This is a genomic window from Bacillus cereus group sp. MYBK101-2 (assembly GCF_051918845.1).
Classification (GTDB): Bacteria; Bacillota; Bacilli; order Bacillales; family Bacillaceae_G; genus Bacillus_A; species Bacillus_A paranthracis.
This window is the reverse complement of record NZ_JBQAIE010000008.1, coordinates 19,901-36,640: the sequence shown is the minus strand read 5'-3', so window position 1 is coordinate 36,640 and position 16,740 is coordinate 19,901. Positions and strand designations below refer to the sequence as shown.

Here is a 16,740-nt window from a genome sequence, read left to right as displayed (position 1 = left end):
ATGGATCAGGAAAAAAATAATGCGAATGGGAAAGCACGTCGGCCGATTGTATACATAAAAAGAACAATCATTATCGTCTTACTATTTTCAGTTGTATATTTCATGTATACAAAAATTGTTGCGCATAATAAGAAAGAAGAAACTTTAAAAGCAGCAGCAGAAATGAAGAAACAAGAAGAGCTAAAAAAGAAAGAAGAAAAAAAGAAGCAAGAAGCACAAAAACAAAAAGAGCAGGAAGAACAAGTGAAGCAAGCACAAGCTGCAGAACAGCCTGCTGAGGGACCACCTCAAGAAGTTAATGAAAACGCTCAATTAGATCAATATTTACAAAATACAGGATTTAGCGGGACAGCGGTTATTGTGAAGAACGGAAAAGTTCTTTTGAATAAAGGATACGGTATGGCGAATAAAGAGAAACAAGTACCGAATAATTCAGAGACAACCTTTTATATTGGTTCTATTTCAAAGGCATTTGTAGCGACTGCTATTATGCAATTAAAAGATCAAAATAAATTAAACGTAGAGGATACGATTGCAAAGTATATTCCAGATTTCCCTCAAGGTAATGGGATTCAGTTAAAACATTTACTAACACATACATCAGGAATTCCAGAGTATGAACAGGGAACAGAGGATATTTCGCATGAAGAACTGATAAAACGAATAGGAAACCAAAAGCGTGTTGGGGGTCCAGGAGAGAAATGGAAGTATTCCGATTCTAACTATTCGATACTCGCCTATATTGCTGAGAAGGTAAGCGGACAACCGTTAGAAGAGTATATTAAACAACATATTTTTGCACCTGCTGGTATGAAACATTCTGGTTTTGGTAGAGAGCTAGAACAAACAAGATTTCCATCGACAGGTTATAAAATAGTAAATAACAATATGACAACACCTAATATTCCAAGTATGTCACAACTATATGGTTGTGGTGATATATATACAAGTGCACACGATTTATATTTATTTAATGAAGCACTCTTCTCTGGAAAGCTAATTTCAAAAGAAAGCTACAATCAAATGTTTACAGGCGGAAAAAAAGATTACGGGTTTGGATGGTACGTAGACCCGGGAAGTTATTCGAATCACGGTGTAATGCCAGGCTGGAACTGTTTAAATGGATTTAGTAAAAATGGTAGTGTGTATGTTGTTTTATTATCTAACATTCAAAACAACATTAAATCTTTTGGTAAAGTGAATAATGACATTTATACGATGTTACGAAATATTGAAGTGTAAGAGACTATCTTTTTAGGTAGTCTTTTTTTTATGTGATTAGAACATATTGTTTCGTTGAAAAATGTATGTCTTACCTATCACAAAAAGAGTCTGCTTTGTATACATTAAGATGTATGGATATGTTTTTATACTTTAAAAATAATAGGAGGAGAAGTGTATGTGTCTGTTCAGTAATTATTGGAAAAAGTTATCGAGATTGTTTAATAGACAATTAGATTATTTTTTAGATAATAAGTTATTGCCTGCTGTGGAAAGACTTTTATTTTCACAAAACTTCGCGAGATTTATTCAAAGAAACTCTAAGCAAGCTACGGAAGAATTTATTGAATCAAGTAAATTTCAATCTATTATTTGTAACATTTTAAAAGAATGTAATACATCACCTTTTAAAGAAATTGCAGAGCAGTATTTGGGTAAAAATGTTGAAATTACTGTGACAGTTGGACAGTTAACGGGTGTAATTGTAGCAGTTGGTGATGATTTCTTAACACTGCAAGAAGGAATAGGAACAGAAGTTTTATTACCATTTACAAGTATTATATCAATTAAAGAAGCGTAAGAAAGGAGAGTTATATATGTTATTTACTGATGAATTACGTAACCATGTTGGTGAACTAGTGCAAGTTGTGACAGCTGTAGAAATCATTGCGGGCGTTCTTTTATCTGTGACGGATGGGGCAGTAATTATTCGTACTTCTCCTTCTTATGGACCACCAGAAGATGTAGCTGTACGTATTCCTATTATTGCTTATGTTCGCTTGGAAGGGTAAGAGTGATACAAGTATGAGAGTGTCAGTTGTGATTCCAGTGCATAATGAAGCAAGTACTTTATCAAAAGTTTTAGTAGAAGTAAGGAAGTTGGAACCATATGAAATTATCATAGTAGATAATGGATCGACAGATGGTACGAAAGAAATAGCGCTACAGCATAATTGTCGTGTGATTTATTATAGATATTCTCTTGGTAATGATGTGGGACGGGCAATTGGCGCTAGAGAAGCAAAAGGTGAAATTGTCTTATTTTTAGACGGTGATATCGTCATGAAAAGTGAAGAATTATATCCTTTTATTAAAGGAATACAACAAGGACATCAAATTGTTTTGAATAACTTAACATGGTCTGTTTATTTAAAAGTACGACCGCATTATACGACGGTTGGAAAATATATGTTAAATCGTTATTTGAACAAGAAAGAATTTGTTGTAGGGTCTTTAATTGCGATACCACATGCAATCAGTCGTGAAGTGATTGAAAAACTAGGGTGGTGGAATTTAGCGGACCCAGCACTATTTCAAGCGATGGCGATGTCTAGAGGAGTAGATATTTCTGATATGGCTTCAGTTGATGTCATTTACACAAATAAAGTTCGTCCTGTCCATACGGGCACATCACCTGGCTCTCCTTATCCGAAAGCGACTAGTCGTATTATGGGTGATCATTTGCGAGCTTTACAATACGTAATCGAAACATACGGTAATCGCGGTGGTTTTTCTAAGGGCAATAAAGATAGGGAGTTTGTAGGAAAGTATAAACCAGTTTTATTGCAAAAGAAAAAAGCGAAATATAGTGCCATTATCCCAGTATCAGAAGAGAAAACAACTATAAGGTCTGTTATACAGGAAGTGAAAAAAGCGGGTGTAGATGAAATTATAGTTGTTGCGAATGGAGCTGCCGTAAAGACCATTAAACAAGTAAAGCTAGAGAATGTTATTGTTGTTGAGTTGGAGGAAACGCTTGGGCATAATGTAGCACGGGCGATAGGGGCCATGTATGCTACGGCAGATATTTGTTTATTTGTTGATAGTGATTTTGTTATTCCAGCAACAAATTTAATTCTATTTTTGCGCGCTATTGAAGATGGAAGTGATGTGGCATTAAATGATTTACAGTGTTTATTAGATATGTTTCATCCAGCAGATCCAATTAGCATGGGAAAATATTTTGTGAATTTGATAGCGAAGCGACCAGATTTATGGAATAACTCATTAACAGCAGTACCACACGCTATGCATAAAAAAGTAATAGAGAAAATTGGTTATGATTCTCTTGTGATTCCTCCATTAGCTCAGATAAAAGCTATTTTAGAAGGATTCTCTATTACAGCAGTAGAGTTAGTAGATGTTATAAAAACAAATCGAGTACGTCCAGAGCAACACGAATTTGTAAATGGGCGTATTTCAGCATTTGATCGTATTTTCGGTGATCAAATTGAGGCGATTGCGTATTTATTACAGTGTACGGACGAACGCGGTGGCTTTACGGATGGAGATAGAGATAGAGATATCATTCAACAATTGAGAAGGGAAGAAGAGAATACAAATGAATAGTAGTAAAGTAGCTATTATTGGCTTAGGGTATGTTGGCCTTCCTTTAGCAGTCCATTTTGCAGAGAGAGGGCATACAGTACTTGGGTTAGATAAAGATATTAGAAAAATAGAATCAATTATAAAAGGAGAAAGTTATATTCCGGATGTTTCTTCTAAAGAGTTACAAAGTTTATTGACGAAAAAAAAATTAATAGTAAATACACCGGATCAAGGTATTGCTGATTTTCAAAATAGTGATTATGTTATTGTTACTGTCCCGACTCCAATTAATGAACAAAGAGAACCAGACTTAAGTGCCCTCATTTCAGCCTCACATTATATACAACAAAACCTTCAAAAAGGACAAACCTTCATTTTTGAAAGCTCCACATATCCAGGTACACTCGAGGAAGTTATCATTCCTATTATTTCTCAAACAGGGAAAAAGGTAGGAGAAGATTTCTATATCGGATATTCCCCTGAGAGAATTGATCCGGCTAATAGTCACTATTCTGTTCAAACGATTCCAAAAGTTATTAGTGGACAAACAGAAAAGTGTAAACAAAAAGTTCAGGAGTTGTATAGCACTACATTTGATGTAGTTGTTCCAGTTAGTTCTCCGAAAGTAGCGGAAATGTGTAAGTTATTTGAAAATATTCAGCGCCTAGTCAATATTTCCTTAGTAAATGAGTTAAACACACTATGTGAAAGTTTAGGAATTGATTTTTATGAGGCGCTTGAAGCGGCATCTACAAAACCGTTTGGATTTACTCCATATTGGCCAGGACCAGGAATAGGAGGACATTGTATTCCAGTAGATCCTTTATATTTCCAATGGAGAATAAAAAGAAATGGGGAAATTAGTCAATTAATTGAGGCTGCACATGTGATTAATGAAGAAATGCCAGAGAAAATAGTCAGGAAAGTAAAAGGTATGGTGCAATCACCTGCATCAGTTTTAATTGTAGGAGTTGCGTATAAGAAAGATGTAAATGATTTGAGAGAATCACCTGCTTTACCAATTATTGAATTGTTAATAAAAGAAGGATATGAAATCGAATATCACGATCCATATATTTCTTCTGCAAAGTTTGGAGATAAGGTGTATCAATCTGTTTCTTTGGATGAACAAGTCGTTAAACAAGCGAATTGTATTTTAATTTTAACAGACCACTCTAATATCGATTGGAAGGTTTTTAAAGGGATAAAGCAAGTCGTAGATACACGTGGAATTATAAAGAAGGTGAGTGTATGAGTAAGAAATGTTTAATTACAGGTGGAGCAGGATTTATTGGATCGCATTTAGCTGAAGAGCTGGTGAAAAGAGGTTATGATGTCACTATCGTTGATAACTTCTATAAAGGGAGAAATAAATATCATGATGAGTTAATGAAAGAAATTCGGATTATTCCAATAAGTGTTTTAGATAAAAATTCTATTTATGAATTAGTAAATCAACATGATGTAGTGTTTCATTTAGCAGCAATTTTAGGTGTGAAAACGACAATGGAAAAGAGTATAGAGCTTATTGAAACGAATTTTGATGGAACGAGAAACATTTTACAAGCAGCGCTAAAAGGAAAGAAGAAAGTAGTTTTTGCGTCTACTTCAGAAGTATATGGTAAGGCAAAGCCACCCTTCTCTGAAGAGGGAGATCGATTATACGGGGCAACTTCTAAAATACGTTGGAGTTATGCAGTGTGTAAAACATTAGAAGAAACATTATGTTTAGGATACGCATTAGAAGGTTTACCGGTAACGATTGTTCGTTATTTTAATATTTATGGTCCAAGAGCGAAAGATGGTCCGTATGCAGGGGTAATCCCGCGATTTATTAGTGCGGCTTTGCAAGGAGAAGACATTCTCGTATATGGAGATGGAGAGCAGACACGTTGTTTTACGTATGTAAGTGATGCGGTAGAGGCAACGATTCGAGCGATGGATGAAAAGGTAAATGGTGAAATTATTAACATAGGTTCTGAGAATGAAAAGAGTATAAAAGAAGTAGCAGAAGTAATTAAAAAACTAACGAAATCTTCTTCGAAAATTGTTCAAGTTCCTTTCGAAGAGGTATACCCACATGGCTTTGAGGAAATTCCAAATAGAAGACCGGACGTAACAAAATTAAAAGAGCTTGTTCAATTTCAGGCGAAAGTAACGTGGGAAGACGGATTGAAGGAAACAATTAAGTGGTTTCGTGAAGAAGACAATGGCTAAGTCATTATCTGTTATTATTCCTGCATGTAATGAAATCGATACGATTTCAGACGTTATTCAATCGGTAAAAGGATTAAATCCATTAGAGATTATTGTAGTAGCAAATGGTTGTACTGATGGTACAGAAACAGTTGCTGAGCATTTAGGATGTAAAGTACTGCGGTATACAGAAAAGCTTGGAAATGATGTTGGACGTGCAGCTGGTGCCAAAGAAGCTATAGGTGATGTACTACTATTTATAGATGGCGATTTTGCTATTCAAACTTCAAAATTACAGTTATTTCTTAATCCGATTTTATACAATCAGGCAGATGTAGTTTTAAATAATTTGGACGCATTATTTTTAAAAAGGCAAAAACCTAATTCTATTACAGTATGGCGCCAAATATTAAATGCAATATTAGAGCGTGAAGAGTTAAAAATTGATTCTTTATTAGCTGTACCTCATGCGTTGACGAAAGAAGTTGTTCAAAGTATTGGATATGAATGTTTTGTTAATCCTATTCTCGCTCATTTACGTCTAGTTCAAAGCAAATGGAGAATTAGTCGACATTGTGCAATTGACGTTATTACGCCAAATAAATTTCGGCCGACCGAGCATGCTGCGTATGGCGCAGGTCTTTCTCATTCTGAAAAACGGATGATAGGTGACCATATAGAAGCTGTAGCGGAGCGAATAGTAGGTAGCGATGAGCGCGGAGGGTATTGTGATGGAAATAGGAAAAGAGATAGTGTCTATCATACTTTAGATTTTGAAGATTTTTATCAAGGATGGGGCGTTACATCTAATTTGTATAAGGGAAAGCAATTATCGGTCATTATTCCTGTACAAGATGAAGAGAAAACAATTGGAAACGTTATAGAAGAACTTCGCAAAATTGAACCTTTTGAAATTATCGTTGTTGTAAATGGTTCGTCTGATCAAACAGCAACGATTGCAAAAGAAAAGGGAGCAACGACAATCGTATATAAAGAAGCACTCGGAAATGATGTGGGGCGCTCACTTGGAACGTATTTTGCAAAAGGAGAAATTGTGTTATTTATAGACGGCGATTTTGTTATTCCAGCGAGTGAGTTATATCCTTTTGCGAAAGCTATTGCAGATGGAACAGATGTTGCATTAAATGATCTAAATCATTATTTAGATTTAAGAGTACCGCTTCATCTTGTAACTGCATTTAAATATGCATTAAATTTAGCTTGTGATAGAAAAGATCTAGGCGTAGGCTCTCTTATCGCTGTACCGAATGCGTTTAGTCGTAAGTGTTTGAAAGAAATTGGATATAGATCTTTACTGGCACCGTGTGTAGCCCAAGTGAAAGCTATTCTTTCAGGATTTGAAGTTGCATGTGTAAGTCGTGTTGAAGTCGATAAGATGAACCGTATTCGTCCCAGTGAACATTTTGCTAAAATAGGTCATCCACCAGCTGTACTTCGAATTATAGGTGATCATATAGAAGGGTTAGAGCAATTAATTGTATTAACAGGCAGTCGTGGTGGATTCCATGATGGAAATAGAAAAAGAGATATTTTATAAGTAACAAAAAAGTGTACAACATATGTACACTTTTTTGTTCTGTTATAAAAAACTATAACAGATTAGGAGATAAGAGTATTACAGCTCTACAATGGGTATTGTTTTTATATTACAAAATAGGACTCGTATATAAGAATACCAAAAAAATACAATTAAGGAAAGGGTTAATTTTAAAGACTTTCAAATGAAGTTAACACTATGTATATAGTAGTTTGCTCAATATTTCACAAACATGTCACAACTATTTCGTTCACTTTCGTAAAAAAGTAGTATTCTAAGTGTGTAAGCTGTTATATAAAAAATCTTAGTCCTGTACTAATCAAAAATGGAGGAGATTAGGATGACTCAAGTATTAGAAAATGTTAAAAACGCATGGGAAAACTTTAAAGGTGAAAAATGGAAAGCAGAGATTGATGTTCGCGATTTCATTTTAAATAATGTAAACGTTTACGAGGGAGACGAATCTTTCTTAGCGGGAGCAACTGAAGCAACGAAACAACTTTGGGATCAAGTAATGGATTTAACAACGAAAGAACGTGAAAACGGTGGCGTTCTTGATATGGATACAAAAATTGTTTCTTCTATTACATCACATGAACCAGGATATTTAAATAAAGAGACTGAAAAAGTAGTCGGTTTCCAAACTGATAAACCATTTAAACGTTCTTTACAACCATATGGTGGTATTCGTATGGCGGAACAAGCTTGTGAATCTTATGGATACGAAATGGATAAAGAGCTTAGTCGTATTTTCAGAGATTGGAGAAAAACTCATAACCAAGGTGTATTTGATGCTTATACACCAGAAATGAGAGCTGCTCGTAAATCAGGTGTTATTACGGGTCTTCCAGATGCATACGGACGTGGACGTATTATCGGTGACTACCGCCGCGTAGCATTATATGGAGTAGATCATTTAATTGAAGCGAAGAAAACAGATTTAAATTTAACTGGTGGTGTAATGAGTGAAGATACAATGCGTTTACGCGAAGAGTTATCTGAGCAAATACGTGCACTTCAAGAGTTAAAACAAATGGCTGCTTCTCATGGCTTTGATATTTCTAAGCCAGCAACAACTGCTCAAGAAGCATTCCAATGGTTATACTTTGCATATCTTGCAGCAATTAAAGAGCAAAACGGAGCTGCAATGAGTCTTGGACGTACTTCTACATTCTTAGATATTTATATTGAAAGAGATTTAGCAAATGGTACTTTAACAGAAGAAGACGTACAAGAAATTGTGGATCACTTCATTATGAAATTACGTCTTGTGAAATTTGCAAGAACACCTGATTATAATGAGTTATTCTCTGGTGACCCAACTTGGGTAACTGAGTCTATCGGTGGTATGGCATTGGATGGTCGTCCATTAGTAACAAAGAACTCATTCCGTTTCTTGCATACATTAGATAATTTAGGACCAGCTCCAGAACCAAACTTAACAGTTCTTTGGTCTAAACAATTACCACAGAACTTTAAAAACTACTGTGCGAAAATGTCTATTAAAACATCAGCAATTCAATATGAAAATGATGACATTATGCGTGCTGACTATGGCGATGACTACGGAATTGCTTGTTGTGTATCTGCAATGAGAATTGGTAAACAAATGCAGTTCTTCGGTGCACGTGCAAACTTAGCAAAAGCATTGCTATATGCGATTAACGGTGGTAAAGATGAAAAATCTAAAGCACAAGTTGGTCCTGAGTACGCACCGATTACTTCTGAAGTATTAGATTATGAAGAAGTTATGCATAAGTTTGATATGACAATGGAATGGTTAGCGGGTCTATATTTAAACACATTAAATGTTATTCACTACATGCACGATAAATATAGCTATGAACGTATTGAAATGGCACTTCACGATACAAATGTTCTTCGTACAATGGCAACAGGTATCGCGGGTCTATCTGTAGTAGCAGACTCTTTAAGTGCAATTAAATACGCAAAAGTAAAACCAATTCGCGATGAAAACGGAATTGCAGTTGACTTTGAAATTGAAGGAGATTTCCCTAAATACGGTAACAATGATGACCGTGTAGATGAAATTGCTGTAAATCTTGTGAAAACATTTATGAATAAACTTCGTAAACACAAAACATATAGAAATTCCGTTCATACAATGTCAATCTTAACAATCACATCTAACGTTGTATACGGTAAGAAAACTGGTAACACTCCAGATGGTCGCCGTACTGGAGAACCATTTGCACCAGGTGCGAACCCGATGCATGGACGTGATACAAAAGGTGCGTTAGCTTCATTATTATCTGTAGCTAAATTACCATATGAAGATGCACAAGATGGCATTTCTAATACATTCTCTATTATTCCAAAAGCACTTGGTAAAGAGGATGAAGTACAAGTACGTAACTTAGTATCAATGCTTGATGGTTATGCAGTAAAAGAAGGACATCACTTAAATATTAACGTATTTAACCGTGAAACATTAATGGATGCAATGGAACATCCTGAGAAATATCCACAATTAACAATTCGCGTATCTGGTTACGCTGTAAACTTTATTAAATTAACTCGTGAACAACAAATCGATGTAATTAACCGTACAATGCATGAAAGCATGTAAATGAAAAAAGTGTCCCTCTGCATTTTATAAATAGCAGAGGGAGGCTGTTTCAATAAAGGAGGAAGTAACATGGTAAAAGGAAGAATTCATTCTGTAGAGTCTTGTGGTACTGTTGATGGCCCAGGAATTCGTTATGTCATATTTACACAAGGGTGTTTATTACGTTGTCAATATTGTCATAATGCTGATACGTGGGAGATCGGTAAAGGAAAAGAAATAACAGTCGAAGAAGTAATGCAGGATGTGACATGTTACCTTCCTTTTATTGAAGCTTCCGGAGGCGGTATAACAGTTAGTGGTGGGGAACCATTATTACAACTAGATTTCTTAATTGAATTATTTAAGAAATGTAAGGAAATTGGAATTCATACAACAATTGACTCTTCGGGTGGTTGTTATTCTGAAGAACCAGAATTCCAAAATAAGCTAGATATTTTAATGGAGTACACAGATTTAGTTTTATTGGATTTAAAACATATTGATTCAAAGAAACATCGTAAATTAACAGGAAAACCAAATGAACATATTTTACAATTTGCTCGTTATTTATCGGATAAAAATAAACCGATTTGGGTACGACACGTATTAGTTCCTGGTGTTACTGATAATGAAGAGGATCTACAAAAGTTATCTAGCTTTATTCAAAGTCTGTCTAATGTTCAAAAAGTTGAAGTGTTACCATATCATAAGCTTGGTGTATATAAATGGGAGGCACTTGGACATAAGTATCCACTTGCGAATGTAGAACCACCTACTGAAAAAAATGTAGAAGAAGCAAGACATATTTTACAAGCAGTCTAATCCAAATATTGGATTAGGCTTTTTGCTTTCTTTACAATAAAACCTAGAGTATATATAGAGAAAAGAGTATACTAAAAATAGAATATCCATATTTTTGTAAGGAATAAGTAGAGAAATTTACATAATTGTAAAGGGAAATCAAAATAGTAAAAAGAATTAAGAAGTAAAAGAGTGAGTATCATGGAATAGAGAACATTTGTAAGTTATTGCGAAAGCTCTTATAGGAAAGTATAATGTAAAGATATGAGCACAGATAGGATTAAGGGGTCAATCTTATATGCTTTGCATATCCACGACAGGTACATAGCTGAAAGAGAAATATTAGAGTCTGTTTATGTAATTTTTAAGGAAAATGTTTTTCCTATTGTCGTATATGCAATATGGAGAAACAATAAGCTAGGAGTGGATTTGTTTGATAAAAAACCCCAAGGTTTTAATATTAACTGCACATTACGGTAACGGTCATGTGCAAGTAGCGAAAACATTAGAGCAAACATTTCGCCAAAAAGGAATTAAAGATGTAATTGTATGCGATTTGTTCGGAGAATCACATCCGGTTATAACCGATATTACAAAATATTTATATTTAAAAAGTTATACAATAGGAAAAGAATTGTACCGCTTGTTTTATTATGGCGTAGAAAAAATTTATGATAAAAAAATAGCATCTTGGTATGCAAATTTTGGAAGGAAACGTTTGAAATTACTTTTACAAGCGGAGAAACCGGATATTGTTATTAATACTTTTCCGATTATAGCTGTACCAGAATTAAAAAAGCAAACAGGTATTTCAATTCCTGTGTATAACGTATTAACGGATTTTTGTGTGCACAAAATATGGATTCATCGGGAAGTAGATCGTTATTTTGTAGCAACTGATCACGTAAAAAAAGTTATGGTTGATATTGGTGTGCCTGCGGAGCAAATTGTTGAAACTGGAATTCCGATTCGTAGTAGTTTTGAGTTAAAGATCAATTCAGATATTATATATAATAAATATCAGTTATGTAAGAATAAAAAGATTTTACTAATTGTAGCAGGTGCTCATGGAGTATTAGGAAGTGTAAAAGAACTATGCCAATCATTTATGTCAGTACCTGATTTACAAGTAGTTGTCGTTTGTGGGAAAAATGAAGCGTTAAAACAGGATTTGGTAGGATTACAGGAAAAAAATCCTGATGCATTAAAAGTATTTGGTTATGTAGAAAATATTGATGAACTATTCCGTGTTACTTCTTGTATGATTACAAAGCCAGGCGGTATTACGTTAAGTGAAGCGGCAGCATTGCAAGTACCTGTCATTTTATATAAGCCTGTTCCAGGACAAGAAAATGAAAATGCGATGTACTTTGAAAGAAAAGGGGCTGCAGTTGTCATTCGTGATGATAGTGAGGTTTTTGCAAAAACAGAGGCGTTATTACAAGATGATATGAGGCTTCTTCAAATGAAAGAAGCGATGAAAAGTATTTATCGTCCAGAGCCAGCTGATCATATTGTGGATACAATTTTGGCAGAAAACCATGTAGAACCGAATCATATACCTATTAAATCACCTGCTCTTGCACAATCATTTACTTAATATGAAACCCTCTTTTGTATGTTTAAAGAGGGTTCTTTATTATTTTCGAAGATAAAGACTTATCCACATGAAGAGTGCGCTTTCATTAAACAGTAAAGTCGGAATATTAACAACTATATCCACATTATCCACAATTTTTAGAAAAATATCCACAATTCTAACATTTGATGTACGTTACAATATATAAACTTTTGAAAGATTTATTCAATTTATTCACAATTCTATAAATTATGTGGATAACGTTATCCACATAAAAAAGGTTCCTTATTTATAAGGAACCTTTTTTTACTCTATCACGTAGAAAAAATATGTAATGAGAATGAATAATTAGGGGGGAGAACTTCTAATTATTCATTCTCACTTTAAATACTTTTCGAACGATAACCCGCTGCGCGATCTGCTTTACGAAATTCTCGTTGGTAGAGAACTTCTTGTGTACTAGATAATGCGTTTTTTGTTTTGTCACGTTTCTTTTTATCCATTACAAATCACCTCGTGTCCTAAAGTCACTATTTATCGTTTCCAAAGACATGGGGTGATATACGTATATATCAAAATGTTAATGGTTAATTATTATTTCTGAAAATTTAGATTACGCTTCTTTTAAGTGATGAGAATCTTGGAACGTTGTATCTCGCATTGTAGCAAGTGTATATTGATCTTTTGGAATTTCATATAAGTTATATACTTCTTCATTTGCGTTAATTTCATCATAAACGGCTTTTCTTGTTTCGTTTGCTAGATTTACATATTGTAATTTTTCTGCAGCTTTAATAGAACGAATATTTATTTTGCGAATACGCATAAAAATCGTTTCAATATCTAACTCGTAGAAAAGTTCGCTAAAAAATGAATCTTTTGCCAATTTATTGTAGCCTTTTCCGTGATAAGGTTTGCCAAGCCATGTTCCAAGGAATCCGGCTTTTTCTTGCACATCAAATAAAGTAATTGTTCCGATAGGGTTACCCCATTCATCTAAAATTGTACGTGAAATTAATTCCCCACGCTCTTCAGCTTCAATCGTTTGTTTCGTTAAAAATAAATATTCCTCATAAGAATAAGCCTTTTGACGCACAAAAGGGAAGACAGCTGGATCCACCATTAACTCGTATAGAACGTGGCTGTCGTGTAAGTCGCGTTTTTTCAACATACTAACTCCTCCTCACACGAGGGTAGCATGACGAAAAAACACCCCACCCTCGAAATTTTTATATCAATCTTTAAAAAATTTCGGGGTGGGAATCGAACCCACTAGAACCAGTTTCTAACGCTGGTGGCGCACCATTTGCCTTCCCCATTCATCAATTTGAAAATGATAATCACGACACAAATTGATTATGGTTTCATTCAGTTTATAATCGTATAATACTTTATCTAGTCAAAAAAATAAACTAGTTTTTTTTATTTTTTTTGTAAATTATTTTTCCATCAATCATAGTTAGTACAGGCTTGGCTAAATAATGGAAAGGATGATGGGTCCAGAGCACAAGATCAGCGTCTTTTCCAGCCTCAATACTTCCAATTCTATCCTCTAAACGTAAATTTCGCGCTGGAAATATAGTGATTCCTTCTAGTGCAGTTTTTTCGTCTAATCCTTCCCTTACTGCGACAGCAGCACAAATATTTAAATATTGAATGGGTGTATAGGGGTGATCTGTTGTGATGGAAACTTCCACTCCATTTTTTGATAATATATGGTAAGTATCCCATGTTTTATTTTTTAGTTCGATTTTAGAACGGCGTGTAAGCGTGGGGCCAACTGAAACCTTCAAATTGTGTTTTGAAAGTTCTTCAACAATAAAGTGTCCTTCTGTACAATGTTCAATACGTAAATCAAGATTGAACTCTGTTGCAAAGCGTAGAGCAGAACTAATATCATCTGCTCTGTGAGCGTGGATACGTACGGGTATTTCACGGCGTAATGCTTTTAAGATAGGAAGCATTCGAAAATCAGCTTCATGCCCGTAGTGCTGTGCTTCATAGAATGATTCCCGAAGTAATCCCATAATTCCCATACGCGTAATGGACTCTTTTGTGCCATTACTATGGACCTTTTTAGGATTTTCTCCAAAGGCAATCTTTAAACCAGCAGGTTCTTGGATAATCATATGATCAATACAAGTTCCAGCTGTTTTTATTACACAAGTCGTACCACCGATAATGTTTTGACTTCCTGGCATAACGTGAACAGTTGTAATTCCATTTTGTACCGCATCTTGAAATGCAATATCCAAAGGGTGGATTCCATCTAAAGAACGGATATGTGGTGTTGAAACTTCAGACGTTTCATTTGCATCATTGCCAGCCCAACCAGTACCTTCATCATAGAGACCAAGATGGGTATGGACATCAATAAATCCAGGTAAGAGATGAAGAGCACGTGCGTCTATAACTGTCATCTCTTGAGTAGGTTGAATGGAAGGCTTGACCTCAGCAATTTTTTCTCCTATAACGAGTACATCCCCTTGAAATTTTTGGGATGTAATAGGATAGACAATGGCTTGTTTGAGCAATATTTTCATAGGTACCTCATTTCTGTTACTTTATAATGTTAATGGAATGTAAGGGAAAGTAACTGAAAGATTATTTGTGTAATAATGCTCCGGATGCTAGAAAATAAAAGTTTTGAAAGGGCCCTCTGTAAAACTGTGTTTTAGAAGTACTACATTGTATGCGAAAGTATATTTTGTAATGCATGGTCTATTGCCGGAAATGTATATTCATACCCATGCTCAATTGCTTTACTAGGTAATACATGTTGCCCTTCTAGTACAAGTATGCTCATCTCACCAAGTAAAATGCGAAGCATAAATGAAGGGACAGGTAACCAATGAGGTTTTTTCATTATAGCTGCAATGGTTTCTCCGAATTCCTTCATTCTTATAGGGCGGGGAGCTGTAATGTTAAGCGGTCCATCAATTTCTTCTTTGTGTATGATGAAATCAATCATGCGAACGACATCGTCTATATGAATCCATGATAACCATTGATTTCCAGAGCCAATTGTACCGCCGATATAGAATTGATAGGGGAGTAGCATTTTTGGAAGAGCTCCTCCATCTGCACTTAATACGACTCCAAATCTTGCGTAGATTGTTCGTATTCCGAGAGCGCGTGCTTTGGATGCTTCTTGTTCCCATGAATATACTGTATGTGCTAAAAAGTCATCTCCAGGAGGCTCATGCTGTTCTGTAAAAGACTCGGTTTCAGACGTTCCATAGTATCCAATAGCGCTTGCGTTAATAAATGTGTGCGGTTTTATGGTGAGTGTCTGCAATTGTTTAATGAGTCCTTTTGTCGTTTGAATTCTACTGTTTACAATGGCTTTTTTTTGTTTCTTTGTCCATCTACTATTAATAGACTCTCCAGCTAGATTAATAACTACATCAATAGAAGAGAGAGGGAAGGTTTGTAAATCTGGTGTCCATTGTACGTATTGAAGGTTAGGATCGGAAGTTTCAGTCGTTTTGTTTCGAGTCAGAATGTAAACCGTATATCCTTTTTGAATGAAAAAAGTAGAAAGGTATGTACCGATAAAGCCGGTACCACCAGAAATTGCGATTCTCACAATTATTTCCTCCTCATTATATATATTCTTGAAAAGCAAAAACGTTCCTCGACTATGTTAAAATAATAGAGAGGTGAGAGTATGGCTGTCATTACAAAAATAGAAGTCCAAAAACGATCGAAAGAACGATTTAATATTTATATTGATAAAGGTCAAGGTGAAGAGTACGGATTTAGTGTCAATGAAGTAATCTTAATAAAACACGGATTACAAAAGGGCTTAGAAATTGATGAAATAGCGTTAGGAAATATTTTGTACAATGAAGAGGTACAAAAAGCATATTTACAAGCAATCTCCTATTTATCCTATCAAATGAGAACGAAACTAGAAATAGAAGATTTTTTACGAAAAAAAGAAGTGGGACAGGCCATCATCTCTGAAGTCGTTTCGAAATTATTACATGACCGATATATTAATGATAAAGAGTATGCTATTTTATATACGAGAACGCAAAGCAATGTGAATCGAAAAGGTCCTACTGTTATTAAAAGAGAGTTGTTAAATAAAGGTGTTCAGGATTTAATTATTACGCATAGTTTACAAGAATATCCGAAGGAAAAGCAAATTGAGAATGCTTTCATTCTTATAGAAAAGAAGAAGAAATCTTATCAAAAGCATTCCTTTTTACAAATGAAGCTAAAGTTAGACGAAATGCTTGTTCGGAAAGGATATTCTAGAGATGTGATTCAAATTTGTTTAGAAGAATTGAAAGACGAAAAAGATGACGAAAAGCAACAAGAAGCGTTACACTATCATGGGAATAAATATTATGAGAAATATAAGAAGCATGATGGATGGACATTCGAAAATAAGATGAAACAAGCGTTATATCGCAAAGGATTCTCTATCGATGAAATAGAGGTATTTTTGCAAATGAAACGCGAAGAGGGATGAGGAGA

The 16,740-nt window shown here is 34.9% G+C and carries 15 protein-coding genes; 11 read left to right on the top strand and 4 right to left on the bottom strand.

All coding sequences use genetic code 11. From position 1 onward, the window contains the following. The 10 genes from ACTFSI_RS16545 (at nt 1) to ACTFSI_RS16500 (ending at nt 12,273) form a co-directional block, all read left to right on the top strand. The gene (locus ACTFSI_RS16545; protein ID WP_044790796.1) at nt 1–1,242 is read left to right on the top strand and encodes a serine hydrolase domain-containing protein; all 1,242 of its coding nucleotides are present in this window, start codon (nt 1–3) and stop codon (nt 1,240–1,242) included. Nucleotides 1,243–1,399: 157 nt separating this feature from the next. Continuing rightward, on the top strand, nt 1,400–1,801 hold the full coding sequence (locus ACTFSI_RS16540) for a hypothetical protein (protein ID WP_044790795.1): 402 nt from the start codon (nt 1,400–1,402) through the stop codon (nt 1,799–1,801). A gap of 16 nt (nt 1,802–1,817) precedes the next feature. Next, nucleotides 1,818–2,012: a hypothetical protein gene (locus ACTFSI_RS16535; protein WP_000899467.1), complete on the top strand. Its 195-nt coding sequence runs from the start codon at nt 1,818–1,820 to the stop codon at nt 2,010–2,012. Nucleotides 2,013–2,025: 13 nt separating this feature from the next. Further along, nucleotides 2,026–3,570 (top strand): glycosyltransferase family 2 protein, encoded by a 1,545-nt coding sequence (locus ACTFSI_RS16530; RefSeq protein WP_001266464.1) that lies wholly within the window; start codon nt 2,026–2,028, stop codon nt 3,568–3,570. Then, nucleotides 3,563–4,804: a nucleotide sugar dehydrogenase gene (locus ACTFSI_RS16525; RefSeq protein WP_044790794.1), complete on the top strand. Its 1,242-nt coding sequence runs from the start codon at nt 3,563–3,565 to the stop codon at nt 4,802–4,804. The genes ACTFSI_RS16530 and ACTFSI_RS16525 overlap by 8 nt, the downstream gene beginning before the upstream one ends. Next, nucleotides 4,801–5,766, top strand: coding sequence for an NAD-dependent epimerase/dehydratase family protein (locus tag ACTFSI_RS16520; RefSeq protein WP_070805158.1), 966 nt, complete (start codon nt 4,801–4,803; stop codon nt 5,764–5,766). Before ACTFSI_RS16525 ends, ACTFSI_RS16520 begins: the two co-directional genes overlap by 4 nt. Further along, nucleotides 5,759–7,303 (top strand): glycosyltransferase family 2 protein, encoded by a 1,545-nt coding sequence (locus ACTFSI_RS16515; RefSeq protein ID WP_044790844.1) that lies wholly within the window; start codon nt 5,759–5,761, stop codon nt 7,301–7,303. The genes ACTFSI_RS16520 and ACTFSI_RS16515 overlap by 8 nt, the downstream gene beginning before the upstream one ends. 340 nt (nt 7,304–7,643) lie before the next feature. Continuing rightward, on the top strand, nt 7,644–9,893 hold the full coding sequence (gene pflB / locus ACTFSI_RS16510) for a formate C-acetyltransferase (protein WP_000195490.1): 2,250 nt from the start codon (nt 7,644–7,646) through the stop codon (nt 9,891–9,893). A 69-nt stretch (nt 9,894–9,962) separates the two neighbouring features. Beyond that, nucleotides 9,963–10,694, top strand: a complete 732-nt coding sequence (gene pflA, locus ACTFSI_RS16505; RefSeq protein WP_000238474.1) for a pyruvate formate-lyase-activating protein — start codon at nt 9,963–9,965, stop codon at nt 10,692–10,694. Nucleotides 10,695–11,106: 412 nt separating this feature from the next. Continuing rightward, nucleotides 11,107–12,273 (top strand): diglucosyl diacylglycerol synthase, encoded by a 1,167-nt coding sequence (locus tag ACTFSI_RS16500; RefSeq protein ID WP_000594714.1) that lies wholly within the window; start codon nt 11,107–11,109, stop codon nt 12,271–12,273. A gap of 362 nt (nt 12,274–12,635) precedes the next feature. On the opposite strand, the gene ACTFSI_RS16495 is transcribed toward ACTFSI_RS16500, so the two are convergent. The 4 genes from ACTFSI_RS16495 to ACTFSI_RS16480 form a co-directional block, all read right to left on the bottom strand. Further along, nucleotides 12,636–12,755, bottom strand: a complete 120-nt coding sequence (locus ACTFSI_RS16495) for a YfhE family protein (RefSeq protein ID WP_000358485.1) — start codon at nt 12,753–12,755, stop codon at nt 12,636–12,638. Between the two features lie 110 nt (nt 12,756–12,865). Next, nucleotides 12,866–13,423: a GNAT family N-acetyltransferase gene (locus ACTFSI_RS16490; RefSeq protein ID WP_000914738.1), complete on the bottom strand. Its 558-nt coding sequence runs from the start codon at nt 13,421–13,423 to the stop codon at nt 12,866–12,868. A 241-nt stretch (nt 13,424–13,664) separates the two neighbouring features. Next, complete coding sequence (locus tag ACTFSI_RS16485; RefSeq protein WP_000698305.1) at nt 13,665–14,795, bottom strand: amidohydrolase; 1,131 nt, start codon at nt 14,793–14,795, stop codon at nt 13,665–13,667. 140 nt (nt 14,796–14,935) lie between these two features. Then, nucleotides 14,936–15,841 carry a TIGR01777 family oxidoreductase gene (locus tag ACTFSI_RS16480; RefSeq protein WP_138322513.1) on the bottom strand — a complete coding sequence of 302 codons (906 nt, stop codon included), beginning with the start codon at nt 15,839–15,841 and terminating at the stop codon, nt 14,936–14,938. 81 nt (nt 15,842–15,922) lie between these two features. Between ACTFSI_RS16480 and recX the strand changes: the two genes are divergently transcribed. Then, nucleotides 15,923–16,735, top strand: a complete 813-nt coding sequence (gene recX, locus ACTFSI_RS16475; protein ID WP_138322512.1) for a recombination regulator RecX — start codon at nt 15,923–15,925, stop codon at nt 16,733–16,735. Nucleotides 16,736–16,740: the final 5 nt, after the last annotated feature.